This window comes from Paenibacillus gorillae (assembly GCF_000513275.1).
GTDB lineage: Bacteria > Bacillota > Bacilli > Paenibacillales > Paenibacillaceae > Pristimantibacillus > Pristimantibacillus gorillae.
In genome coordinates this window covers 20,685-42,940 of the sequence record NZ_CBVJ010000114.1, presented here as the reverse complement: position 1 = coordinate 42,940, position 22,256 = coordinate 20,685, and the positions used below count along the sequence as shown (strand labels likewise).

The following is a 22,256-nucleotide window of genomic DNA, read 5'->3' as shown; positions in this document are numbered from 1 at the left end:
AATGCCAAGAGACCATTGTGGGAGGGGATTGCTCTTCCGCAATGGTCTTTTCGCGTTCCGGCAGCTACAGAGCGTTGCCGATGATGCGGCTGGCTGCGCTCACTCTATAGTTAGCGAATGGCTCATATGGTGCAGAAACTCAAAGTAACCTTAGATTTTCTTGATCAAAATGCAAAAATACATTTTGAATGCGCCGTTTTAGTCGATTTCCGCCCTCAAAATGCAAAAGTGCAGGTGGATTGAGCGATTTTAGCGATAATCGGCCATTTTTGCCCTTTTGAAATGCACTTTTACATTTTGAAGGCATAAAGTGGGGGTTTTCAGCTCATCAAAATGCACTTTTGCATTTTGATGGCGATTAGGCTTAGTAAAGAGTCGGCATAAGGTGCTATTTTGGCTAACAAGTAGCTGCAGATACTGATGGGACACAGCAAACTGTGGTGTAGACGACGAATAAGTTTGGAGCGGGCGGAAAACCTACTTATGGTAAAGGAGGGAGTGTCCGCATGAGCGATTCAACAAATGAATTTGTATCCAAGATACAGGAAACGCAGCAAAAGCAGCAGAAAAACAAGGAGCATTTCGGCAAAGGCAAACCGACGGGAAAGCTCGCAAACAAAAAGCATACCAATAATCCATAGCTATCTTCGTTAAAGCTTGTCTAACAGCTGATACCTTCGGCGGTTCAGGCAAGCTTTAGCTTGCGGTGCATGTGATAGTTGACAATAGATGAAATGTAAGGCATTATTAACATATGAATAGTTGCTCATATGTTAATTTGAATGAATTCATAAAATAGCTTCTATAATACAATGCATGGTTAGGCAGGGGGGAATGAACGATGGCTGAGGATCAACACAAATCAGGAATAGGCGGCATAGAAGGACAGAACGATGAAAAAGGAGGACAACGTTCTTCTGGAGAGGGAAACGGGGTCATCTATAAAGGGGAGGAACATACAGACTTCAATCACAACCACGAAGATGATCATAGTGACCACGACCATAATAATCATAGCAACCATGATTATAACAACCACGATCATAGCGACTCTAATCACAGTCACCAAGGTCACGATCATCACGGCCATAGCCATGGCGGACATAGCCACCATCACTATGATGCCAGCGGCAATAAAACGGGATTAATTATTGCGCTTGTTATTACGGGCGGCATCATGTTTTTGGAGTTTTTCGGCGGTCTCATAACGAATAGCTTGGCGCTGCTTGCCGATTCGGGGCATATGCTGAGCGATGTTGGTGCGCTAATTCTAAGTCTGGTGGCCGTCTGGTTCGCTTCTCGTCCGGCTTCTCCGGATAAAACCTACGGCTTTTACCGGTTCGAAATATTAGCGGCATTATTTAATGGCATTACTTTGTTCGTCATCGCGGGATTTATCGTCTACGAGGCAATCGGCAGGTTTGCTGATCCGCCTGAGGTATCCAGCTTGTCCATGATGTTGATTGCCATTGTTGGATTACTGGCTAACCTCGCAAGCGCATGGGCGCTGACCCGCAAAGGTGATGTTCACAACAATCTGAACGTAAAAAGCGCTTATCTGCACGTGCTTGGTGATGCACTGGGTTCGGTTGGCGCGATAGTTGCAGGATTGTTAATGCTGTTATTCGGTTGGAATATTGCCGATCCAATCATATCTGTCGTCGTTGCGCTGCTGATCTTGAAAAGCGCCTGGAGTGTCATTAAGCACACACTTCATATTTTAATGGAAGGAACGCCTGCAGCGGTCAATCATAAGGAGGTAAAAGCGGCGCTTGGCGGTATTGAAGGTGTTGTTGATGTGCATGATCTGCATATTTGGACGATTACTTCCGGACTGGATTCTCTGAGCTGTCATGTGCTCGTTGAAGATGGCGTCGACTGCCAAGCTGTACTGCAAGCAGCGATCCGACTCGTTGAGGAGAAGTTCAGCATCCAGCATTCAACGATTCAGGTGGAGAGCTCCGTCATCCGGCACATGGAATTGAAGGTATAATTGACGTCAACCAACGTTCCAGGCCATTGCGCTTCCGAATTGTTCAAGGGGACGATAGGTCCATGTAAAATCAAACAAGCCATATAAACGAGAACATCGTCAGCGATGTCGTTTATATGGCTTGTTTTCAACTATGTTTATTTTCCCGCACGCGCCTCAGGTGCCGCTAGGGGCATGAAGTTTTTCCTCCATATGCTGCTTCCGGAGAAGAAAGGCGGCCGTTAAGAGGATAATGCCATTGAGGACGAACACCCAGCGGATCGGGATAACGCCGCCCAGCACGCCGCCGATAACGGGGCCGAGCATCGTGGCAAATTGGGTTGCCGATTGGTTCAGGCTGAAGGCCCGGCCGCGGAACGAGGGTTCCGTTACCTTCACGATCATGGCATTGACCGCAGGGTAGACCCCGGCGAAAAACAAGCCATAGATGAAGCGAAGGGCGCCGAATTCGGCGAAATGGCCGACGAAAAACTGCAGGCAGTTGCCGATACCGCCGCCAATTAATCCGATGAACAGCACCTTGGAAAAGCCGATGCGCGAGCCGATCTTGCCCCACTGCGGGGCGGCGATCAAGGTTGCGATGCCGACAGCAGAGAATACGATACCCGATTGCAGCGACGCTTCGCTGCGGCTGGCTCCAAGCTGCAAGACATATACAGTCAGCAACGGCTCCAGAATCATGACCGAGAAGGTGGCAAGTCCAGCGAGGATAAGGAGTGTCAGAAACGTCCGATTTTCCATCGCATGCTTGAGATCTTCCCGGACCGATGAGCGCGGAGCCGAGCGGTTGAAGTTTTTCTCATGGGCGAAGAAGGTTGCAATTAAGGCGGCAACGAGCACTACAAAACCGGAGAAAATAAACGATTCCCGGTAGCCGATGGAGTGGCTGACAAGGCCGCCGATAAGCGGCCCCATAATGCCCCCGGTGGCACCTGACGTTGCCATGATGCCAAGCGCATAGCCGGTTTTCTCCTCGGGCGTGTTGGTCGCAACCATTGCGATCGCCGCGGGCACATAACCTGCTAGCAGTCCTTGGAAAATCCGCAGAATAAGAAACAAGTACGGATCATGAATGAAGTAGGTAAGAAAGTAAAGCGCCGCCAGACTGAAGCCAGAACGCATTAGCATAGGCTTGCGGCCGTATTTGTCAGCAAGTGATCCCCAATAAGGAGAAATCAGAGCGCTGGCGAGAAATGTAATGCCGAATGCGATGCCCGACCACGTCTCCAGATGCCGCTCCACACCAAGCTCGGTGTTCAGAAAAAGCGGGATGAACGGTATCGATATTGAATAGGCGGTGCTGCAGAAAAAGACCCCGATCCACAGCACGATTAAATTGCGTTTCCACGAAAACTCCATTGTCGTCACTTCCCAGGGGGCGGTTGAATTTGGTCACTAGTGCCCCTCCATTGTAAACCTATCGACACAGAATCTCTATGTTTTTGAGAAAATTGGGCAAGGAGGCCCTGCCGCACATCAATGAATCAGATCGCTTTCCTTTACTTTGCCGAGGAAGCCGGCAGAAGCGCGGTTGATGATTTTTTTGAGCGCCAATCCGACAACAAGCGCGATGCCGGCGATAATGCCAAGCCAGAACAAATCACGCCAGACGATGTCCCACAAAATGCCGCCGACCGCTTCGCGCATGATGCTGATTGCGTAAGTGAACGGCAGATAGGGATGAATGGCTTGAAAGAAAGGAGGCGTCACCTGAATCGGGAACGTCCCTCCGGAGCCAGCCAGTTGGAGGACGAGCAGTACGATGGCAAGCGCCTTGCCCACATTGCCGAATACTGATACAAGCGTGTAGACGATCAGCATAAAGACGATGCTGATTAGCAATCCGAATAGAACGAACGCCAGCTTGTCGACCACATAAGTGCCAAGCACCCAAATATCGCCCGTCGTAATCAGAACGGATTGCAGCAGCGATATCGTCAGAAAGGTGAGGTAGCGGCCGAAGTAAACTTGATAGCTTTTTAAATTTTCCCCTTCAGCGGGATGAGGATCAGCCGATAGCAGGGAAACGAGAAGCAACGCTCCGACCCAGATCGACAGCGTCGAGAAGAAAGGGGACATCGCCGAGCCATAGTTCGGGATGGGATACAGCCGGTTTTCATTCAAGACGACGGGCTCGGCGAAAAAGGCGCTCTCCCGCTGCGCATTGTTGCGAAGCAGATCGATGACCTCGTCCAGACTGCCCTCTTTCTCTAGCTGACGGATACGATCGGCCAGCCCTTTGACTTTCTGCTCCGCGTTGGGCATTCGCTTTTTTATTTCCACGAGCGCTTCCTTGCCAAAGGTTAGTCCAATGGCCGCGTCCTTCAATATTTTCTCCACATCCGGCATATCGGCTGCGGTCTGCTTCAGCACGCTGTTCGCTTTCTGGGCGGCGGCTTGCGCCTTGGCAAGTCCTTGCTCGATGCCCGGCACGATCTCGCTATCATATTTGGCAAGGATGCCATCCAGCAGTGAAGAAGCTTCTGCTGCTGCATCATGCAGATTCGCGATAAGCTGGGCAGCGGGTTCTTCGCCGCGGTCAATAGCCTGCGCAATTTGCGTCGCTGTTGTCTTCGCCTGTGCGAAGCGGCTTTGCGCCTGCTTCAGCTTGCTTCCGACCGATGCCAGCCTGCTGCTGCCGGTCGTATCAGCAAGCTGGCCGAATAAGGAGGCGGCGCTGCCTGCGACTCGTTCCGCTGTAGCGAGCTTGCCTGCTATGGCAGTCAGTGCTGTTTTCGCCGCTTCGGGGTCCAGCTCCCCATTTTTCAGTGCATCCGTCAAATCCACCGCAGCTTTGGCAGTCTGGTTTAATAATTGAAGGTCTTGCTTGATCGAAGGGGCGGCTTGTGTCAGCGCTTTGGAGCTGTCCGTCAGCAGGCTGCCCAGCTTTTCCGACAATTGCTGTCCGTCTTTCACGAGCTTAACGGCATCCGGCAGCGCTGCTTGCGCCTTGGCAACGATCGTCTCCGCTTTGCCGGCGTCCGTGGAAGCCGTATTGACGGCTGCGTTGATTTCCGGAAACAGCTTCTCAAGCTTTAGCACAAGATCACGGGTATTCTCGATCGTTGGCCGTTCCTGCTCCAGCTCCAAGCCAACCTCGTTTAACAGAGTGAAGATTGCTCCGTTAGCCGTTTTAATGAACGTATTGCGTATTTCTTGGATAATGCCGTTGGCGCCGGAAGCAGCAATTTTCGGAGAGACGGCATTGATTTTCTCATTCACATAATATTCAATTGCCGATTGTTCGGGCTTGTCGTTAAGGACGGTCGCGATTTTCGCGGAGAAATCCGCCGGAATGACAATGCTCGCATAGTAGTCGCCGTGCTTGACGCCCTTAAGCGCCTTTTTCTCGTCAACGAACACCCAGCCTATCTTATGGTTTGACTTCAATGAGTCGATGACCCCTGCCCCGGCATTGAGTGGTGTACCGCGCAGCGCAGCGCCTTCATCGTTGTTAGCGACGGCAACAGCCAGACCGCTCGTATTGCCATAGGGGTCCCAAGAGGCTTCGATATTGAACCAGGCGTAAAGGGAAGGGAGGCAGATGAGTCCAAGCAGCGTAATGATGGCCGCCCAATTGCGGACGATGCCTGATAGATCACGGGCGTATAAGCGGAAGATTGATTTCATGCCGGCCTCCTGGCGTTATTTTCCGGTTAGTATGGCTGATAGGCGACTGGAAAATACGAACGCTGGCAAGCAGGGTCAAATAAAAAAGGCTGCCCGGAGGCGGATACCTCGCGAACAGCCTTGAAAGTAATTATTTCATTAAAACTTTGCTCATCTTGCTGTAGATGACCGTACGGTTACGGCCCTCATGCTTCGCCTGATAGAGCGCCTTATCAGCGTAGTTGAACATTGCAGTCAATTCCTCTGCATCAACAGGATAAGTCGCCACGCCCAGTGAGAGCGTCACCCGTTGAGAAATAGGTGTTATCGCATTTTCCATTCTGCTGCGGATACGCTCCGCCACCTGATAGGCTTCGTAGTCCGTTGTGTGCGGCAGAAGCATCGTAAATTCCTCGCCGCCGTAACGGCAGCAATAGTCAGACTCACGCTTCTCGCTTTTCAGAATTTCCGCGAGCGTCCGCAGCACTTCATCTCCCATATGGTGGCCATGAACGTCGTTGACGCTTTTGAAGTGATCGAGGTCCATCATAATAATTGAAAAAGGAACCTGCTGCTGCTTCCATAAAGCGGTGATGGCATTCAGCGTTCTGCGATTCGTCAGTCCGGTTAGCGGATCGGTCTGCGCTTCTACCGACAGCTCGGCTGTTTTTTGCCTCAGCTTGCTGAAGGCCAGCGCGACCGTACTGTTTAATTGGTTCGCTTCGTAATTCCAGAACACGACGGGCGGCAGCGGCATCAGCGTATCGTCTCCGTGGGACAGATGTGATGCGTAGTTCGCCAGACGATTCAATGGCTTAGCGAGCATACCAGACAGCCACAGCGACGCGATGAGCAGCACGATCAGAAATGGAGCTGAGAAGAGCAGCATCTGCTCAATGACGTTTCTCGCTGTCAATGCGACATGATCGACAGGCGTTTGCGAGACGATGCCCCAGCCAACCGATTCGACTGGCGCATAGCCGGCAAGGAAGGTAATTCCTTTGGAATTGATTACCTTTTGCTGACCGGACTCGCCGGCCATCAGCTTCTTCACGACGGGATTATCACTGACAACCTCTGCGATCCGCTCTTTATTGGGATGAAAAATAAGCTTGCCCGAAGCATCGACAACATAATAATAGGAGCCGCTGCTGTTCTGCTCCTGTATGCCTAATATGTTTTGGAAAATGTTCGGCTGCTGCAAATAGATCGAGCCGCCGACAAATCCTCTATAGTTGCCCTTTGAATCGAAGATCGGATGGCTGACAAGCACGATCATCCTTTTAGTCATGGCTATGTACGGCTCGGATATGAGCGGCTTTTTCTGCTCCAGCGCCTGCCGGGCGGCAGCTGAAGTGAGCTTGCTGCCGATCAGCCCCAGCGTGTTGGGTGAGGTCGAGATAATGACGCCATTGCTGTCAGCGATGGAGAGCGAGTTGAAGTAGGGGCTCGTTCCCATGAAGAAATCCAGCTGCGACAGTACGGACTCATCCGTTAATGGCATGTCGGAGAAATAATTGGCCGTTACGCTCAAGCTTTCTCTCATTTCATTTATTAACGATTGTGTCGTATTGCTCAGGTTGGTAGCCGCAATTTGATTCAATTCAATCGTGTTGTTGAATAATGAAGTTTTCTCGGCGTGATAGCCGACTCTGGTGCTTATGACCAAGGTAACGATGACAGACATAATGACGACAAATGAAATAATAGTCGATAGTTTAAAGCCTTTTCGCGGCCGGATCGTAGGGATCATCACAGACTCCTTAGGTTATCATTGGATACCATATCTCTCGTAAACTTCCAATAGTGTATCACTTTTTGTCGGAAGTTTCGATCTATCGTCCTAATTTGTTCGCAGGCAAAAAAAAGCCGCGAAGGCCATTGGCCTTCGCGGCTTTCGTCTATATTAATCCAAAACAGCTGTAATATGCTCTTTCGTGATCGCCCAGTGGGAAGTCGTCCACACTTTTTCTTTGTTCTGAACGAGCATGATTTGCGGAGATGCGTGTGTTACTGCTGTATCTTCAGCAATTTGATTCGAAACCGGACGGGATTCAATGACTTTAACGAGAACATAATCGGCATCCTCGCGCGCATTGCTGTCCAAATACTCTTGAAACTCGCGGTGCGCATTGGCGCTGACCGGACAAGTAGTGCTGTGTTTGAATACAACGAGCGGACGCTCGGTTGAACCCTTCAAAGCCTCGTTCCATTGTTCAATGGAATCTATTTCACGATATTGTGCCATCGTTAACACTCCTTTGCCGTCTGTGATGTGATGTGAAAAGCAACTTAATGCTTGTATGTATTATAGCGCTACGCCAAGCAAAAGTCACTTCTATGCGATCGGATTAATAAGCTAACTATGAGCATTTGGAGCCAAATTGATGCAAAATCTTTGCGATAAAATAATATTTGAACAGCAGGATGAAAATTCCTCGTTTTTTCTATAAAATTGTCGTTTGCAGATGGTATTCTTCATGTATAATCAAATGCTGAAAGTAAACGTTAGTGATAGCAGAAGCGCTACATAGGTTTAATATCCTATTATTCCATAGAAGTGAGGTGCGGGAGGATGCAGGAGCAATCCATCATTCGATTTGAAGGGGTAACCAAGCGATATGACGATGAAACGGTCGTATTAAAGAATGTCAGCTTCGAGATTGAGCGAGGCAAATTCTACACGCTTCTGGGACCGTCAGGCTGCGGCAAAACGACCATACTGCGGCTCATTGCCGGTTTCATCGAACCATCGGCAGGCCAAATTTATTTTAACGGGAAAGTGATTAATCGTGTTCCCGCCAATGAAAGGCAAGTGAATACTGTATTTCAGGATTATGCGTTGTTCCCGCACTTGAATGTGTTCGAGAACGTGGCCTTTGGCCTGCGTATCAAGAAGCTGAAAAACGATGTTGTTACCACGAAAGTGAAAGAAGCGCTCCGGTTCGTCAATCTGGAGGGCTACGAGACGCGGGAGATTACGGAAATGTCCGGCGGCCAAAAGCAGCGGGTCGCGATTGCACGGGCGATTGTGAATGAACCGGAAATTATTTTGCTGGATGAGCCACTGTCGGCACTTGATCTGAAGCTGCGGACAGAGATGCAGTATGAGCTGCGGGAGCTGCAGCGCCGCCTTGGCATTACATTCATTTTTGTTACACATGACCAGGAGGAAGCGCTGGCGATGTCGGATGAAATATTCGTCTTAAACAACGGCATTATTGAGCAAAGCGGCACTCCGAACGATATTTATGACGAGCCGATTAACCGCTTTGTCGCCGATTTTATCGGAGAATCGAATATTGTAGCGGGCCGTATGAAGCAGGACTTTGAGGTCGAGTTTGCGGGCAAGTCGTTTGAATGCGTCGACCAAGGGCTGAACCCGAACGAGCCGGTCGAAATTGTGATCCGTCCGGAAGACTTGGAGATTACGACTCTCGATCAAGGCAAGCTGAAGGTGCGGGTTGATTCGCAGCTGTTCAGGGGCGTCCACTACGAAATCAGCTGCTATGATGAAGCGGACAATGAGTGGCTGGTTCATTCAACGAAAAAAGCATCTGTCGGCGAGCAGATCGGCTTAGTATTTGACCCGGAAGCGATTCACGTTATGCGGTTCAACGAGACGGAAGAAGAATTCGACAAGCGGCTGGATGCTTACAGCGATAGCGAGCATGAAGATGGCTTAAGCGGTGAGGCTCGCGATGAACGCTAGAACGCGCAATATTTACCTCGTACCGTATTTGCTGTGGATCGCCTTGTTCGTTATCGCGCCGATCGTGCTGATCGTGTACTACTCGCTCTTTAATGTGGAAGGCCAATTTACCTTCAGCAATTATGCGAAGTTTTTCACGCCGGTCTATATGCAGATGACGCTGAGCTCCTTCTGGTATGCGTTTCTCATTACCGCGTTTTCCTTGCTCGTGGCTTATCCAGCGGCTTACTTGCTGACGAAGACAAAGCATAAGCAGTTATGGCTGCTGCTTATCATTTTGCCGAGCTGGATCAATCTGCTGTTGAAAGCTTACGCTTTCCTCGGGCTGTTCGGGACATACGGCTTTGTGAACAGCGTACTGGAACTGGTCGGCATCGGCACACAACAAATTTTGTTTACCGATTTCAGCTTTGTGTTCGTATCGGTATATATCTTTATCCCGTTTATGATTCTTCCGATCTTCAATTCGCTTGAAGAGCTGAATCCATCGTTAATCTATGCGGCACGTGATCTGGGCGCTTCCCCATGGACGACGTTTCGCCGTGTCGTATTCCCGCTTACGCTGAGCGGGGTGAAGTCAGGGTGCCAAGCCGTATTCATTCCGGCGCTGTCGCTCTTTATGATTACGCGGCTTATCGCCGGCAACCGGGTTATTACACTCGGAACGGCGATCGAACAGCATTTTCTCGTGACGCAGGATTGGGGGATGGGGGCGACGATCGCCGTCTTCCTCATTATCGCGATGGCGGTCATTATGCTGCTGACGGGAAGCAGAAAGCGAGGGCTGCAGGATGATGGCAAGAAGAAAGCTGTCTAATCTATATTTGGTCGCTGTATTCGTCGTGTTGTACGCGCCCATTTTCTATTTATTGTTCTACTCGTTTAATTCCGGTGGCTCGATGCGCAATTTCGAAAGCTTTACGCTGGACTGGTATAAGGAAGTGTTTGCGGATACGCGGCTTCTGATCATCGTGCTCAACACATTCGTTATTGCGCTGTTATCGTCTGTTATCTCGACGATACTCGGCATCGCAGGCGCACTTGCGATTCATTACATTCGCAAGCATCAGCCGAAAAACACGCTGCTGGCGCTTAACAACGTCTTGATCGTCAGCCCGGACGTTATTATCGGCGCTTCGTTTTTAATCCTGTTTACGATTATCGGCATTAAGCTGGGTTTCACGTCGGTATTGCTGTCGCATATTGCATTCAGCGTCCCGATCGTCGTCATCATGGTGCTGCCGAAGCTGCAGGAAATGAGTCCGACGCTGATTGACGCCGCGCGCGATCTCGGGGCAAGCAGCTGGAATGTGCTGACGAAGGTCATTATGCCTTACATCAAGCCAGGCGTGTTCGCCGGATTTTTCATGGCGTTAACTTACTCGCTGGATGATTTCGCGGTAACGTTTTTCGTGACGGGCAACGGGTTCTCCACGCTGTCGGTCGAAATTTATTCACGGGCCCGTCAGGGGATCTCCTTGTCCATTAACGCCCTGTCGACGCTGATCTTCCTGTTCACGATCGTACTCGTAATCGGCTATTATTTCTTGAATCAGCGGAATAACCGCTCTACGGCCGTAGGGGAGGGAAGAAGATGAAGCAGCTGGTACGGCTTTTCGCCGCTGTTCTTATCGTGTCTGCGGGGATGATGTATCTGACCGCTTATTTGAATTCCAGCCAAGGCTATACGAGCGGCAACACGCTCACAATCTACAACTGGGGCGATTATATCGACCCCGAGCTGCTCAAGGAATTCGAGAAGGAGAACGGAATGAAAGTCATCTATCAGACATTCGATTCCAACGAAGCGATGATGACGAAAATCGCACAAGGCGGCACGACGTTCGACGTCAGCATTCCTTCTGAATATGCGATTAGCAAAATGAAAGAAGAAGGGCTGCTGCTGCCGCTGGACCATTCCAAGCTTCCGAATTTGCAGTATATCGATCCGAGCTTCCTGGATTTGTCCTTTGATGAGGACAATAAATATTCGATTCCTTATTTCTGGGGGACAGTCGGTATCGTGTTCAATCCCGATCTGACGGATTTGAAGTTCGAGAGCTGGAATGACCTGTGGGACGAGAGCCTGCGCAATCAGATCCTGCTGCTCGACGGCGCTCGTGAAGTAATTGGCATGGGCTTGAACAGCCTGCATTATTCGCTGAACGATACCGAAGAAGCCCACTTGCAGGAAGCCAAAACGAAGCTGGGGACGCTGACCCCGAACGTGAAGGCTATTGTTGGCGACGAGATCAAGATGCTGCTTGCGAATGAGGAAGCGGCAGTGGGCCTCGTCTGGTCGGGCGATGCTTCGGAAATTATGAGCGAGAATGAGAAGCTGGATTACGTGGTGCCGAAGGAAGGCTCGAATCTGTGGTTCGACAACATGGTCATTCCGAAGACGGCTAAAAATATCGAAGGCGCGCATGCCTTCATCAACTTTATGCTTGATCCCGAGCATGCCGCGCAAAATGCCGAATATGTAGGCTACTCTACGCCTAACGCCAAGGCGCTGGAATATTTGCCGGCGGACGTTGCGGGCGACGAGCGATTCTACCCGAACAAGGAGTTGACCTCCAAGCTGGAGGTTTACGAGAACCTCGGCAAACGAATGCTGTCGCATTATAATGAGCTGTTTCTGGAGTTTAAAATGCATCGCAAATAGACGATGGCTAAGCCGTCGTACGCGGAAAGGAAGGCCCATTCGGCTTCACTGCGTACGGCGGTTTTTTCAGTTAAGAGAAGCTGATAGCTGGCACCTTGACTAAAACTTTTGAACAATGCTACCGTTTGGTTAGGATAATTCTCATTCCTAAGCTTATTGCCGAGGGACTCTCGCACAAAAACTTAAGGGGCTGATGGTATGATTAAAGCGATTATTTTTGATTTCGACGGCACGATTCTTGATACGGAAACGCCATGGTATTACGCTTTCCGTGACGCATATAAGCAGCATGGCGTTGAGCTGTCGCTGGAGCTGTACTCCAGCTGTATAGGCACGAACAACGATGGTTTCAATCCCTATGAATATTTATCAACCGAGCATGGTATTCAGATCGATAAGCAATCATTCAAGCAGGCCATCCATCTGGAACACACAGCGAGGATGGAACGCGAGGAAATACGTCCCGGTATCCGCGAATTGCTGGAGCATGCTAGAGCAGAAGGGCTGCGGATCGGTCTGGCGTCCAGCTCCTCTTATAAATGGGTGGACAAATATTTGACCTCGCTTGGTATTCGCAACTATTTCGAATGTATTCGCACTTCCGACGATGTCGCCGAGGTCAAGCCGAATCCTGAACTTTATCTGCAGGCGCTGGAAGCTCTCGGCGTAGAAGCCGCTGAAGCGGTCGCTATCGAGGATTCCCCAAATGGTGCCAGAGCCGCAATTGCCGCCGGCATGCACTGTGTAGTCGTGCCTAACGAGCTGACGAAGGTTCTTGCCTTCGATGCCTCCCCTCTGTACTATCACGCCGATAGTCTAGCCGAGGTGGATTGGAGCCGGTTTTAAATTCCGGGATGAATAGGCAACAGCCTTCATTCCTCGCGCAAGATCGCCCTTTTGGAACGCAGAGCGACGCCATGCGCTGCCGGTTCATTGTTTATGGGACCTTAGTTTAGGGGTATGATAGGGTCATGTATCCTTTTCATTCCCGATTCTACGACTATATACAATTGATTGGAGCCACCCAACATGGATAGTGAGCTGATTACCGGATTATTGAAGCTAATTCTCATTAACGTCTTGCTTAGCGGCGACAATGCGGTCGTTATCGCACTTGCCTGCCGGAATTTACCGCCTCAGCAGCAGAAAAAAGCGACGTTATGGGGCGGGGCAGGCGCCGTCCTGCTGCGCATCGCTTTGACATTTGTCGCGGTATGGATACTGAAGGTGCCTTTCGTACAGGTTATTGGCGGGATCCTTTTGCTTTACATAGCGGTGAAGCTGCTGCTGGATGACGGCAGCGAGGATAAGCTGAAGCCGGGCGTCGGTCTGGCAGGTGCTGTGAAGACAATCATTATTGCGGATCTCGTCATGAGTCTCGACAATGTGCTGGCCGTTGCGGGCGCCGCGCAGGGCAATATTGTACTCATCATTATCGGGCTTGCAATCAGCATTCCTCTTATCGTATGGGGCAGCCAGCTGTTGATGAAAATTATGGAGCGGTTCCCAATCATCGTATGGGGTGGTGCGGCGCTTCTGGGTTATACTGCAGGCGAGATGCTGGAGAATGATAAGGGGATCGGACCTTTTTTCGAGCTTCCTGTTGCCGGAGGGCATTATGTTGTCCCGATATTGCTTGCCGTACTGGTTGTTGTACTAGGGCGGGTACTAGGGAAAAGACGCGAGATGCATCACGCGCCGGAAGGCCTCTAACAGAATTGGTGTATATAAAAGCTGTGCTCATGCGCGATAGGCGTTGGAGCGCAGCTTTTTTACGTCACAGCAAATTAATGGAAACCTTTGCTATATAAGCAGCGTTTAACAGATAAAGAGAGGGGGATTTGCAGTGATGAAATGTCCTTGGTGCCATGAGATGGTAGAGCTTCGTAAAGACGGGAGCTGTCCGGAATGCAAGAATGAGGTGAATGAGGAGGAAGAAGGCGGAGAAGAACAAGGCTTGCCGCGCTCGACCGAGCTTATCGATATGATTCAACATAAGTTTCATTGTGCCAAGTGCGGAGATGATGAATGCGAGGTGAAGGAGGTTGCGATGACGGGAACGGGGCTGAGCAAGCTTTTCGACATCCAATACAATCATTATTTATTCGTCTCCTGCTGTAATTGCGGCTTTGTGGAGGTCTATAACCCGGACATTATTAGGGGAAGCAAGACGGGTTCTGTGAGTACGGTGCTTGATATTATTTTCGGCCGATAAATGCAATTATAAATTGCTGGTATAATGCCTATAGAAGTCTATCTTCCGGAATAGCGAGGAGAACAACGATGACAAATGACACGCAACAGCGGATGCATTTGCAGCCGGACATTATCGCTTATTTGCAAAGGATTGGATATACGGGAGATGTTGGGGTAAATGCTGAGACATTGTCCCGGCTGCAAGAATGCCATATTCATTCTGTGCCCTATGAAAACTTGGATATTTTGCACGGCGTACCGCTTTCGTTGGAAATTCCTCATTTGTTCGATAAAATTGTTACGAGGCGGCGAGGCGGCTACTGCTTCGAATTAAATGCGTTATTCGGCTGGCTGTTGGCTGAGCTTGGCTTTGAGGTCGTCCATTATTTCAGCCGCTTCTGGCGGGATGAGACAGATACGCCGCCGAAGCGGCGGCATCATATTTTGCAGGTAACGCTTGGTGAGGATAGGTATCTATGTGACGTTGGTGTAGGCGGCATCGTACCCCGCAAACCGCTGCGGATGATTGAGCTCGAAGTGCAGCAGCAAGGCTCCGAGGTGTACCGCATGGAGCGGGATGCCGATTTCGGCTGGCTGCTGTGTGAGCTGAAAGGCGGGGAGTGGCACCGAATTTACTCGTTCACGGAGGAACCTCAGCTGCCGAAGGATTATGTGATGGCTTCGTTCTGGTGCGAGCATGCGCCGGAATCGATTTTCAAGCAGCTGGCGATAGCGGCTCTGCGAACGGAAAAGGGTCGAGTTACGATCGCGGGCGAGGAGTTCCGGATTTTCACGGCGGACGGGGTACAGGTGTTCAAGCCGGAGACCGATGAAGCCTACCGGGATGCTTTGCGAACCTATTTCGGAATCGAGCTTAACTGATCACGGGCCGTTTACGGCGCTTTAAGCTGGATATGCTGTTAAGATGGAATTGAACAAGAGAGGTGCTGCAACATGACGGATTCCGGCCTAACGCTGCATACCGATAAATATCAGATTAATATGATGTATGCCCATTGGAAAAACGGCACGGCCGATACTGGCGCTGTGTTCGAGGCCTACTTCCGCAAGCTGCCGTTTGGCAACGGCTATGCTGTATTCGCTGGACTAGAGCGGATCGTCAATTATATCCGGGAGCTTCATTTTAACGAGCAGGAGCTTCATTATCTGTCACAGCAGGAGGAACAATATGAGCCTGCTTTTCTGGAGCTGCTCCGGCAGTTTCAGTTCAAAGGGACACTCCACTCGGCGGAGGAAGGAGCAATTGTGTTCCCCAACGAGCCGCTTATTCGGGTAGAGGGAACGGTATTTGAGACACAGCTTGTAGAGACGGCGTTGCTTAACTTCATGAACTACCAGACGCTGATCGCAACGAAGGCATCCCGCATTGTACAGGTCGCAGCGGGCGATACGCTGCTGGAATTTGGCACGCGAAGGGCGCAAGAGGCCGATGCCGCTGTATGGGGAGCAAGAGCAACCTACATCGCTGGCTTCCATGCCACCTCCAATCTGCATGCGGGCATGTTGTTCGGCATCCCGACGAAGGGCACGCATGCCCACTCCTGGGTGCAGGGACATGACAGCGAGGAGGAAGCATTCCTTAATTATGCGAAGGCGCTGCCGGATCGGGTTACGCTGCTCATTGATACCTACGATACGCTCAAAAGCGGACTGGAAAATGCCATTCATACCGCCCGCTGGCTGGAGAGCATCGGCAAGCGGATGGCGGCAGTCCGCCTCGACAGCGGCGATCTTGCCTACTTGTCCAAGGAAGCCCGCAAGCGTCTTGACGCGGCGGGGCTGCCTTATGTGTCTATCGTCGCATCGAATGACCTCGACGAGACGCTGATCTTCAACCTGAAGGCGCAAGGGGCGAGAATCGACACTTGGGGAGTCGGCACACAGCTCATTACAGCCGCCGATCAGCCTTCACTTGGCGGCGTGTACAAACTGACCGCCCGCGAGCGTGAGGGGCAATGGATACCGGTGATTAAGCTGTCGAACAATCCGGAGAAAGTATCTACGCCTGGCCGCAAAGATGTCTACCGGATTGTTGACCGGAGCACTGGCCTCGCGGAAGCCGATTATATCTCCCTTAGCGGTGAGGATGAGATGGTGCGGGGCGAGCCATTAAGGCTGTTCGACCCCGTACACCCCTATATCTCCCGCGTCGTTACGGATTACGAGGCTGTGCCGCTGCTCGTCCGGGTCATCGATAAAGGGGAGCTGGTGTATGAGCTTCCTAGTCTGGAGCAAATCCGTGCGTTCCACCAGCGGGAGCTGGCCAGGTTCAAGCCGGAGGTGCAGCGGAAGCTGAATCCAGAGCTGTATGCCATTCATTTGAGCGAAAAGGCGTGGCAGCTGAAAATGGATCTGATTCAGAACAGCAAGCGCTAATCGAATATTCTTAATTACCGCCAGATGCGACAGAGCGGTGCGGCTTAATTCAGCCGTGCGCGAAGCGCTGGCGGTATTTGCGCGGCGAAATTCCTTCATGCTTTGTGAAGCTGGACGCGAAGTAGGCGGGATGGCTGAACCCGACCTCTTCGGCGATCCGGGCGACAGGCTGATCGGTTTGCAGCAGAAGCAGCTTAGCGCGTTCAATTCGAAAGCGCGTCAAATAGTCGATCGGCGAACAGCTGAACACCTTTTGCATGCAGCGGGCGATGTACACGGGATGGAAATTAATGCTTTCGCCAAGCTCTTTAGCCGTTATTGCTTCCCGGTAGTGCTGCCGCAAATAAGTGGCGGCTTGCTCGGCGCATAGGGCAGCGGGCGATGAGTTATGCATTTCATAGGAAGCTGAGAGCTGCTCCACGAGCTCTTGAAATAGAAGCTGCTGCTTCCAACTGACGCTGCTGCGGTGATTGCTGCGGTCTAATTCGGTTAGCTGCCGAATCGTTTCCGTCACCTTTGCCGGCTGAAGCAGCTTCGTAAATTGCGGCACTTGCTTAATGAACGTCTGCGTTGTGAAGATCCGGGCTGCTGCTGCCGAAGAATCTGTCTCGGCAGGCTCGTGGATGGAATAACTGCGATCATGAATACTCCAGCCGCCCGTCGTCTGGAAATGGAGCCAATGATAGCAGGTCTGCTCCTTACAAGGCTGCCATCCATGATGATAGGCGTCGGGACGGAGTATGAGGCTGTGGCCGGCTTCGATCTCGAAGCGCTGCTCCTCCTCCTCGATATACAGGCAGCCTTCTGTCACGACCAGCAGATCGAATACTTCGATCCTCCGTCGTCCGGGATGCCTGAAGCCGGGGGCATTGATCGTGAAGCCGCTGGCCATATAATGCGGCAATGGCGGTATGATAAATTGAAAGAGCGTCATCGGTATGGAAACCTCCTGTTGTTTCATTGGAATGAAGGTTGGAATCGTGAAAGTTTCGGTTTTGAATCTGATACACTGCTTGCAGTATAGCATCTATAATTTGAAATGACGATTTTGATGCTCAGACAGCAAGCAGGCCGTATAGCGCCGATGTTCCAAAGTCTGGGCAGCAGACTGCAGTCGTATACAACAGGAGGTTTCAAATGATGAATTCGCAACCGCGCAGCAAGTTTTCGCTCTGGATGCTGGCTTGGCCTATTTTTATCGAATTATTTCTGCAATTTCTGCTGGGGGCGGCCGATACGCTCATGGTCAGCCGCATATCGGATGATGCGGTTGCTGTCGTAGGCTTTTCCAATCAGCTGTTCATGGCATTGACCACATTGTTCGTAACCGTATCTAGTGGAGCCGGTATTCTGATCGCGCAGCGTATCGGGTCCCGCAAGCATGAGGATGCGCGTACGATTGCGATTATTGCTGTTAAGGTGACCGCACTGATCGGTCTCGTTCTCAGCTTGATTCTATATTTCATGCCGACGCAGATTGCAGCCGTGCTTCAGCTTCCAGATAAGCTGCTGCCGCTCGCCAAGGTGTATATTTCTATCGTAGGCGGAAGTATGATTCTGACGGCTATAATGGCAACGCTCAGCACATCCATCCGCAGCACAGGCAATACGAAGGGTCCGATGTATATTGCGATTGCGATGAACGTCGTTCATGTTATATTGAATTATGGCTTTATTTTTGGCGAGCTCGGCCTTCCGCAATGGGGGCTTGCCGGTGTCGCAATCTCTACTGTAATTAGCCGTCTGCTCGCAACGATCGTGCTGCTGTTCATGTTCTTGAACGCTTTTGAGCGTAAAATCAATCTGGCCGATTTCCGTATCTTCGACAATAAGCTATTGAAAGAGGTGCTGAGAATCGGCTGGCCGCTGGCCGTCGGGCTGTCGGCTTGGGTGTTCTCGCAGCTCGTTATTTTCAGCTATATTGCGATGCTGGGCGCAAGCGAGCTGGCTGCGCGGACCTATATGAACACGCTGGAATCGTTCTGTTTCATGCTGGGACAGTCGATTGCGATGGCCTTGCAAATCCAGATTGCCCATATGTATGGCGCAGGTGAATTCCGGAAGGCGTATAAGAGTGTGTTCCGCGCTTTGTGGATTGCAGAGCTTATCGTCCTGATGAATGCATTTGTCATCTATTTGTTTGGCGGTAAAGTGCTAGGCATTTTTACGAAGGAGCCGGAAATTATTGCGATGGGTGTTTCCTTGCTGGGGATGAATCTGGTGCTGCAGCCGGGTAAAATGCTAAACATGGCTTTTGGCAACTCATTGAACGCCGTAGGGGATACCCGGTTTATTATGATCGTATCGCTTACGGTGACGACCACTGTCGGCGGTCTGATGCCGTATGTGGTGGGGATTCACTGGGGCTGGGGGCTTCTCGGCATCTATGGCTGCATGATCGCTGACGAATATATCCGGGGCGTTCTGGTCTGGCTGAGATGGAAGCAGCAGAAGATGATCCGCCGCGCAGAGCAAGGGACTGCCGGGCAAAGAGGAAGCTTGCCTGCGGCAGGGGGCAATACTTCCGTTGCCAAAGCCTAGCCTTTCACAATTTAATTGTATGAATGTTTAATGGAGGTAACGAATGATGATTATGAATGAAAAGATAAAAGCGTCCGAGCTGCTGCTTACGGGCTTGGACGGCGAGAATCTCGGCATCGTATCGAGGGCTGAAGCGCTGGCAATGGCCAAAGAGCTGAAGGCCGATCTCGTCTGCGAATCGCTGATGAGCAGCCCGCCGCCTTGCAGGCTGATGCGAAGAGGCTCGGCGAAGAACGAGGCCAGCCGGCAGAAGCGGGAAGAGAAGGTCAAGGAACAGCCGGCGAAAGTGAAGGAGCTGCGCCTGTCCGTCGATATCGAGCAGCATGACTACGAGACGAAGCAGCGGCAAGCGGTTGAGCTGCTGGAATCAGGGAATGCCGTGCTGCTTGTCATACGGATTACAGGCAAGGAAGGGCCCAAAGCGAAGGCGCTGCTGGAGCAGCTGGTTGGCGATTTGAAGTCGCACGGGCAAAAGCAGACAGGTATTCAAGTAAGCGGCAAACAGGCTGCTGTACAGCTTAATCCGAACTAAATCTTTACTAAATCTGAGCTGAATTTAGCTTTGAAAGCTGCTTCAATTCAGCTCAATCCTGGCTGGAGCAGCTCCTAATGAAGTGCTGAAGATCTCCTAAACAGCAATTGACACTGGCTGGAAGTTTGGGTATGCTTTTAATTGAAAATCATTATCAATGGCTTTGACAGCCACTACCCGAAAAAAGGAGATTGCAAATGCTTCGCAGATTTTTCAGCTATTATAAGCCTTATCGCAAGCTGTTCTATCTTGACTTCTGCAGCGCAGTTGTACTAGCTATTCTAGAGCTATGCTTCCCGCTTGCAGTCAGTTACGTTGTTGATACCTTGCTCCCTGACGGGAACTGGATGTATATCATTACAGCTTGTTCCATTCTTTTTATTATTTACGTAATTAATACGCTGTTGTCGTATGTAGTTACCTACTGGGGGCACATGCTGGGGATTAACATTGAGACAGACATGCGGCGCAAGCTGTTCCAGCATGTGCAGAAGCTGTCCTTCCGGTATTTCGACAATACGAAGACCGGCCATCTGATCTCCCGGCTTACGAATGACCTGTTCGAGATCGGCGAGGTGGCGCATCACGGACCAGAGGATATGTTTATCGCGGTGATGACGCTGATAGGCGCCTTTGGCATTATGGCTTACATTAATTTGGAGCTTGCAATTCTGACTTACGTCATCGTTCCGATCATCATCTGGCTCGTTATTTTCTTTAACAAAAAGATGACGAAGGCTTCGGATCGTCTATTTAGCGAAATGGCAGACTTCAACGCTCGAGTTGAGGATACGGTTGGCGGCATTCGCGTCGTACAAGCATTCGCTAATGAAAAGCATGAAAGCAAGCAATTCGCGGAGAACAACAGCCGTTTCCGTGTTGCCAAACTTATTTCGTATAAAATCATTGGTATGAACGCGTCGGTCACCTACATGCTCATGCGTTTTGTTCAGCTGTTTGTTATGTTGTTTGGTGCCTGGTTCGTTATTCAAGGCCAGCTGCACTACGGTGAGTTCATCGCTTTCGTTCTGATGACGAATATTTTCTTTAAGCCAATTGAGAAAATTAATGCTGTTATCGAGAGCTATCCGAAAGGGATCGCGGGCTTCAAGCGCTACATTCAATTGATTGATACCGAACCGGATATAGCGGACGCGCCAAACGCGCATGATATCGGCCATGTGAAGGGCGATATCCGTTACAATAATGTTTCTTTCGGCTACGAAGGTCAGGCTAAGGTGCTTAATGGCATCAGCCTATCCATTAAGGCAGGCGAAACGGTTGCTTTCGTGGGTCCCTCAGGTGCAGGGAAGACGACGCTGTGCAGTCTGCTGCCTCGCTTCTATGAGGTGGGCGGCGGCAGTATTTCCGTCGACGGGCATGATATTCGCGAGGTGACGATGGAGTCGCTGCGCAAGCAGATCGGCATCGTACAGCAGGATGTATTCCTGTTCCATGGCACGATTCGTGAGAATATCGCATACGGCAAGCTGGACGCTTCCGAGGCAGAGATTAGGGAAGCGGCCCGCCGGGCGCGGCTGGAGGAATTCATTGCTGCGCAGCCGAACGGTCTGGATACGGTAGTCGGCGAGCGGGGCGTGAAGCTGTCCGGCGGCCAGAAGCAGCGGATGGCGATTGCCCGGATGTTCCTGAAGAACCCGCCGATTCTTATACTGGACGAAGCGACTTCAGCGCTGGATACCGAGACTGAGGCGGCGATTCAGCAGTCGCTGGCGGAACTCTCCGTTGGCAGAACGACGCTCGTTATCGCTCACCGCTTGGCAACAATCAAGAATGCCGACCGCATTGTTGTTGTAACGGAAGAAGGCATTTCCGAGCAAGGGCGGCATGACGAGCTGGTGGCAACCGGAGGCGTATACAGCCGTCTCCATCAGGCACAGTTCGGTACAGCATAACGGATTCAATTGCCCAAAAGCCTGTTTCTATCGCTTCCATCTCAGGGGGCGGTGAGGAACAGGTTTTTTTATTAAGCCAGTTTGTCAGATGAAAATCCGCTCGTTTGACGATTTCTCGGCATTCGGTATAAAATTTGAAGCAGTAACGAAGCTTTAGAAAGAGATTGGGAGGAGAGTTCATATGAGCAATACAGTTAAACAGCTGTCCCCTTTGGTTGAGGCTCTAGGGTTGAAGCCGCATGTAGAAGGCGGCTGGTACAAAGAGCTATGGAAAGCATCTTTCGAAATTCCGCATCAGGTGCTGGGTGCGCCTTATTCGGGCCCTCGTTTCGCAGCTTCTTCGATTTATTTTCTGCTGCATCCTGAGGAATCCTCTGATTGGCATAAAGTGCATTCGGACGAGCTTTGGCTGTGGCATTCCGGCGGCCCGATGAGGCTTACGCTTGGAGGCACAGAAGCTGATCCGCATACCCGCCAGGAAATTATACTGGGCGGCGATGTTCTGAATGGCCAGCAGCCGCAAGCGCTGGTACCGGCAGGAGAATGGCAAATGTCGCATCCGCTGGGGGACGAGCCTGTATTTGTATCCTGCGTGGTAGCTCCGGGCTTTCATTATGATGATTTCAAGCTGATCGAACGCTAAATTTATAGGCTTTGGCTGGAATTTGCCGGATCGTTTGACAAATGGTTTGGGC

20 protein-coding genes are annotated in these 22,256 nt (G+C 50.9%); 15 read left to right on the top strand and 5 right to left on the bottom strand.

Annotation, left to right across the window (positions count from 1 at the left end; all coding sequences use genetic code 11):
- Positions 1–506 precede the first annotated feature (506 nt).
- Positions 507–641: a DUF4023 family protein gene (locus TY10_RS30015; protein ID WP_081735420.1), complete on the top strand. Its 135-nt coding sequence runs from the start codon at positions 507–509 to the stop codon at positions 639–641.
- 200 nt (positions 642–841) lie between these two features.
- Positions 842–1,993: a cation diffusion facilitator family transporter gene (locus TY10_RS21915; RefSeq protein ID WP_081735419.1), complete on the top strand. Its 1,152-nt coding sequence runs from the start codon at positions 842–844 to the stop codon at positions 1,991–1,993.
- Between the two features lie 156 nt (positions 1,994–2,149).
- Here TY10_RS21915 and TY10_RS21910 read toward each other — a convergent pair whose 3' ends face one another.
- The 4 genes from TY10_RS21910 to ytxJ all read right to left on the bottom strand — a co-directional run bounded on the left by TY10_RS21910 (position 2,150) and on the right by ytxJ (position 7,850).
- Entirely contained in the window at positions 2,150–3,352 is a 1,203-nt protein-coding gene (locus TY10_RS21910) for an MFS transporter (RefSeq protein WP_042168275.1), read from the bottom strand.
- 117 nt (positions 3,353–3,469) lie between these two features.
- On the bottom strand, positions 3,470–5,623 hold the full coding sequence (locus TY10_RS21905; RefSeq protein WP_042168272.1) for a YhgE/Pip domain-containing protein: 2,154 nt from the start codon (positions 5,621–5,623) through the stop codon (positions 3,470–3,472).
- Between the two features lie 130 nt (positions 5,624–5,753).
- The gene (locus TY10_RS21900; protein WP_042168269.1) at positions 5,754–7,355 is read right to left on the bottom strand and encodes a sensor domain-containing diguanylate cyclase; all 1,602 of its coding nucleotides are present in this window, start codon (positions 7,353–7,355) and stop codon (positions 5,754–5,756) included.
- 153 nt (positions 7,356–7,508) lie between these two features.
- Entirely contained in the window at positions 7,509–7,850 is a 342-nt protein-coding gene (gene ytxJ, locus TY10_RS21895; protein WP_042168267.1) for a bacillithiol system redox-active protein YtxJ, read from the bottom strand.
- A gap of 327 nt (positions 7,851–8,177) precedes the next feature.
- Here ytxJ and TY10_RS21890 point away from each other — a divergent pair, with 327 nt between their 5' ends.
- From TY10_RS21890 to TY10_RS21850, 9 genes are all read left to right on the top strand, one after another.
- Positions 8,178–9,314, top strand: coding sequence for an ABC transporter ATP-binding protein (locus TY10_RS21890; protein ID WP_042168265.1), 1,137 nt, complete (start codon positions 8,178–8,180; stop codon positions 9,312–9,314).
- Positions 9,304–10,131: an ABC transporter permease gene (locus TY10_RS21885; RefSeq protein WP_042168263.1), complete on the top strand. Its 828-nt coding sequence runs from the start codon at positions 9,304–9,306 to the stop codon at positions 10,129–10,131. The genes TY10_RS21890 and TY10_RS21885 overlap by 11 nt, the downstream gene beginning before the upstream one ends.
- Positions 10,109–10,912, top strand: a complete 804-nt coding sequence (locus TY10_RS21880) for an ABC transporter permease (protein ID WP_081735423.1) — start codon at positions 10,109–10,111, stop codon at positions 10,910–10,912. The genes TY10_RS21885 and TY10_RS21880 overlap by 23 nt, the downstream gene beginning before the upstream one ends.
- Positions 10,909–11,979 carry an ABC transporter substrate-binding protein gene (locus tag TY10_RS21875; protein ID WP_042168257.1) on the top strand — a complete coding sequence of 357 codons (1,071 nt, stop codon included), beginning with the start codon at positions 10,909–10,911 and terminating at the stop codon, positions 11,977–11,979. Before TY10_RS21880 ends, TY10_RS21875 begins: the two co-directional genes overlap by 4 nt.
- Positions 11,980–12,177: 198 nt before the next feature.
- On the top strand, positions 12,178–12,825 hold the full coding sequence (locus tag TY10_RS21870) for an HAD family hydrolase (protein ID WP_042168255.1): 648 nt from the start codon (positions 12,178–12,180) through the stop codon (positions 12,823–12,825).
- Positions 12,826–13,008: 183 nt separating this feature from the next.
- A complete protein-coding gene (locus TY10_RS21865; RefSeq protein WP_042168252.1) occupies positions 13,009–13,692 on the top strand; it encodes a TerC family protein in 684 nt (227 codons plus the stop codon).
- Positions 13,693–13,828: 136 nt separating this feature from the next.
- Positions 13,829–14,194, top strand: coding sequence for a zinc ribbon domain-containing protein (locus TY10_RS32325; RefSeq protein WP_337588379.1), 366 nt, complete (start codon positions 13,829–13,831; stop codon positions 14,192–14,194).
- Positions 14,195–14,262: 68 nt separating this feature from the next.
- On the top strand, positions 14,263–15,057 hold the full coding sequence (locus tag TY10_RS21855; protein WP_042168249.1) for an arylamine N-acetyltransferase family protein: 795 nt from the start codon (positions 14,263–14,265) through the stop codon (positions 15,055–15,057).
- A gap of 72 nt (positions 15,058–15,129) precedes the next feature.
- Positions 15,130–16,572, top strand: coding sequence for a nicotinate phosphoribosyltransferase (locus TY10_RS21850; RefSeq protein WP_042168248.1), 1,443 nt, complete (start codon positions 15,130–15,132; stop codon positions 16,570–16,572).
- A gap of 49 nt (positions 16,573–16,621) precedes the next feature.
- Here TY10_RS21850 and TY10_RS21845 read toward each other — a convergent pair whose 3' ends face one another.
- Complete coding sequence (locus tag TY10_RS21845) at positions 16,622–17,506, bottom strand: helix-turn-helix transcriptional regulator (protein ID WP_042168244.1); 885 nt, start codon at positions 17,504–17,506, stop codon at positions 16,622–16,624.
- A gap of 206 nt (positions 17,507–17,712) precedes the next feature.
- On the opposite strand from TY10_RS21845, the gene TY10_RS21840 reads away from it, so the two are divergent.
- The 4 genes from TY10_RS21840 (at position 17,713) to TY10_RS21825 (ending at position 22,204) form a co-directional block, all read left to right on the top strand.
- On the top strand, positions 17,713–19,113 hold the full coding sequence (locus TY10_RS21840; protein ID WP_042168242.1) for an MATE family efflux transporter: 1,401 nt from the start codon (positions 17,713–17,715) through the stop codon (positions 19,111–19,113).
- 43 nt (positions 19,114–19,156) lie between these two features.
- Positions 19,157–19,645 (top strand): translation initiation factor IF-3, encoded by a 489-nt coding sequence (gene infC, locus TY10_RS21835; RefSeq protein ID WP_081735417.1) that lies wholly within the window; start codon positions 19,157–19,159, stop codon positions 19,643–19,645.
- A gap of 197 nt (positions 19,646–19,842) precedes the next feature.
- Positions 19,843–21,561: an ABC transporter ATP-binding protein gene (locus tag TY10_RS21830; RefSeq protein WP_042168236.1), complete on the top strand. Its 1,719-nt coding sequence runs from the start codon at positions 19,843–19,845 to the stop codon at positions 21,559–21,561.
- A gap of 181 nt (positions 21,562–21,742) precedes the next feature.
- Entirely contained in the window at positions 21,743–22,204 is a 462-nt protein-coding gene (locus TY10_RS21825; protein WP_042168234.1) for a cupin domain-containing protein, read from the top strand.
- Positions 22,205–22,256 lie beyond the last annotated feature (52 nt).

What these genes read in the sequence shown, in the direction of transcription:
- TY10_RS30015 (WP_081735420.1), top strand. Translation starts at nt 507, where the DNA reads ATGAGCGATTCAACAAATGAATTTGTATCCAAGATACAGGAAACGCAG.
- TY10_RS21915 (WP_081735419.1), top strand. Translation starts at nt 842, where the DNA reads ATGGCTGAGGATCAACACAAATCAGGAATAGGCGGCATAGAAGGACAG.
- TY10_RS21910 (WP_042168275.1), bottom strand. Translation starts at nt 3,352, where the DNA reads ATGGAGTTTTCGTGGAAACGCAATTTAATCGTGCTGTGGATCGGGGTC.
- TY10_RS21905 (WP_042168272.1), bottom strand. Translation starts at nt 5,623, where the DNA reads ATGAAATCAATCTTCCGCTTATACGCCCGTGATCTATCAGGCATCGTC.
- TY10_RS21900 (WP_042168269.1), bottom strand. Translation starts at nt 7,355, where the DNA reads ATGATCCCTACGATCCGGCCGCGAAAAGGCTTTAAACTATCGACTATT.
- ytxJ (WP_042168267.1), bottom strand. Translation starts at nt 7,850, where the DNA reads ATGGCACAATATCGTGAAATAGATTCCATTGAACAATGGAACGAGGCT.
- TY10_RS21890 (WP_042168265.1), top strand. Translation starts at nt 8,178, where the DNA reads ATGCAGGAGCAATCCATCATTCGATTTGAAGGGGTAACCAAGCGATAT.
- TY10_RS21885 (WP_042168263.1), top strand. Translation starts at nt 9,304, where the DNA reads ATGAACGCTAGAACGCGCAATATTTACCTCGTACCGTATTTGCTGTGG.
- TY10_RS21880 (WP_081735423.1), top strand. Translation starts at nt 10,109, where the DNA reads ATGGCAAGAAGAAAGCTGTCTAATCTATATTTGGTCGCTGTATTCGTC.
- TY10_RS21875 (WP_042168257.1), top strand. Translation starts at nt 10,909, where the DNA reads ATGAAGCAGCTGGTACGGCTTTTCGCCGCTGTTCTTATCGTGTCTGCG.
- TY10_RS21870 (WP_042168255.1), top strand. Translation starts at nt 12,178, where the DNA reads ATGATTAAAGCGATTATTTTTGATTTCGACGGCACGATTCTTGATACG.
- TY10_RS21865 (WP_042168252.1), top strand. Translation starts at nt 13,009, where the DNA reads ATGGATAGTGAGCTGATTACCGGATTATTGAAGCTAATTCTCATTAAC.
- TY10_RS32325 (WP_337588379.1), top strand. Translation starts at nt 13,829, where the DNA reads ATGAAATGTCCTTGGTGCCATGAGATGGTAGAGCTTCGTAAAGACGGG.
- TY10_RS21855 (WP_042168249.1), top strand. Translation starts at nt 14,263, where the DNA reads ATGACAAATGACACGCAACAGCGGATGCATTTGCAGCCGGACATTATC.
- TY10_RS21850 (WP_042168248.1), top strand. Translation starts at nt 15,130, where the DNA reads ATGACGGATTCCGGCCTAACGCTGCATACCGATAAATATCAGATTAAT.
- TY10_RS21845 (WP_042168244.1), bottom strand. Translation starts at nt 17,506, where the DNA reads ATGACGCTCTTTCAATTTATCATACCGCCATTGCCGCATTATATGGCC.
- TY10_RS21840 (WP_042168242.1), top strand. Translation starts at nt 17,713, where the DNA reads ATGAATTCGCAACCGCGCAGCAAGTTTTCGCTCTGGATGCTGGCTTGG.
- infC (WP_081735417.1), top strand. Translation starts at nt 19,157, where the DNA reads ATGATGATTATGAATGAAAAGATAAAAGCGTCCGAGCTGCTGCTTACG.
- TY10_RS21830 (WP_042168236.1), top strand. Translation starts at nt 19,843, where the DNA reads ATGCTTCGCAGATTTTTCAGCTATTATAAGCCTTATCGCAAGCTGTTC.
- TY10_RS21825 (WP_042168234.1), top strand. Translation starts at nt 21,743, where the DNA reads ATGAGCAATACAGTTAAACAGCTGTCCCCTTTGGTTGAGGCTCTAGGG.